The sequence below is a fragment of the Candidatus Obscuribacterales bacterium genome (assembly GCA_036703605.1).
Lineage (GTDB): Bacteria > Cyanobacteriota > Cyanobacteriia > RECH01 > RECH01 > RECH01.
In genome coordinates this window covers 1-1,287 of record DATNRH010000409.1, presented here as the reverse complement: position 1 = coordinate 1,287, position 1,287 = coordinate 1, and the positions used below count along the sequence as shown (strand labels likewise).

General features: G+C 56.4%; 1 protein-coding gene. It reads left to right on the top strand.

Translation table 11 applies throughout. The features are described 5' to 3' along the window. The coding region (locus V6D20_08450) for a hypothetical protein (GenBank protein ID HEY9815811.1) at nt 1–1,287 on the top strand (1,287 nt) is incomplete at both ends.

The following is a 1,287-nucleotide window of genomic DNA, read 5'->3' as shown; positions in this document are numbered from 1 at the left end:
CATCAGTTGACCCAGGCAACATCGACGCCCATCGTGGAGCAGATCACGGCTTGGGAGCAGCTTTATGTGCACTGGGTCGGCAGTCGCCCCAGTGTTATGGCTCTGAGTGACGAGCAGTTGCGTACCCTGCTCAACCCTATGCAGATGCTGGAACAACCCCAAGGGGGGTTACCCCAGCAGTTTTATGAGCTTCGTCAGCAGCTCGACGGCAGGCCGCTGCAGATGAAGCTGATGTTTGTAGATCCTGCAATGGAAAGCACTGACGGCATTCTAGGCTATCTAGAAGACATCAAACGGTTGATTCTACGGCTGCAAACAGCGCCCCAGGAAGCGCCCAAGGTATTACAAAGACTCCAAAACCAGCGCTCCATGACTCCTGATCTCCTAGCTCAAGCGCAGCCGATCGACCTAACGCCGCTGGTCACGCTTATTGATGAGCAGCTTCAGGATGCTGAACGGGAATTGCACAACGATCGCGCCCTCGATGCCTTGGATAGCTGCGATCGCATTCAGGCGCACCTAGACACCATGCAGCAACTTGGGGAAGCGATCGCCCTGCAAACCCAGCGAGAGGCCACCGTGCAGCAATGGATGGCCCAGGGCTACCAATATCCTGACTATACGACCTATCGGGCAGCCTTGGATGGGGCGATCGCTTCCCTAGAGACGAGAATAGCTAGCGGTTCATGGGAGGCGATCGCCGCCAGTATTGACACCATCCAGCTTTCCTCGGAGACCCTGCTCAAGGGTATGGAACAGCGGCTTGAGCAACATAAGCAGTTGAAGACCCAGATTCAAGCCTATGCCGGCCGCCTGGCATACCAACAGAAACGGTGGCAACATTGTCAGACCATGACCTTGCCCTACGTGCAGCGGGTGGCACCTGCGTACAGGCCGCATCAACCGATCGCAACCCAAGCAGACTCAACATTCCAGACCGTCACCCAACTGTTAGACGAAGCCCACAACCTCCATGCAGAAGCAACCCAGATCAGCATGGCTCCCGAGCACCTTGACCAAGCCGTCCAAGCCATGGAGCGCCTAGAAACCATCCTCCAGCAAGTCGAGCAGCATCTTCAGGAAATTAACCAGATGGAGTCTAGCCTTCGCCAAGAAGAACCGCCGTATTATCAGGTATCCTCCAGTTCGTCATCGTCTCGTTCCTCCTCTAGCTACTCCTCTCGCCGATCCTCATCCCGTTCGTCCTCCAGTTCCTCCCGGAGCTCTAGCTCAGGGGGTTCCTCTCGGCGATCTAGTTCTGGAGGCAGCAGCCGACGCTCTAGCTCG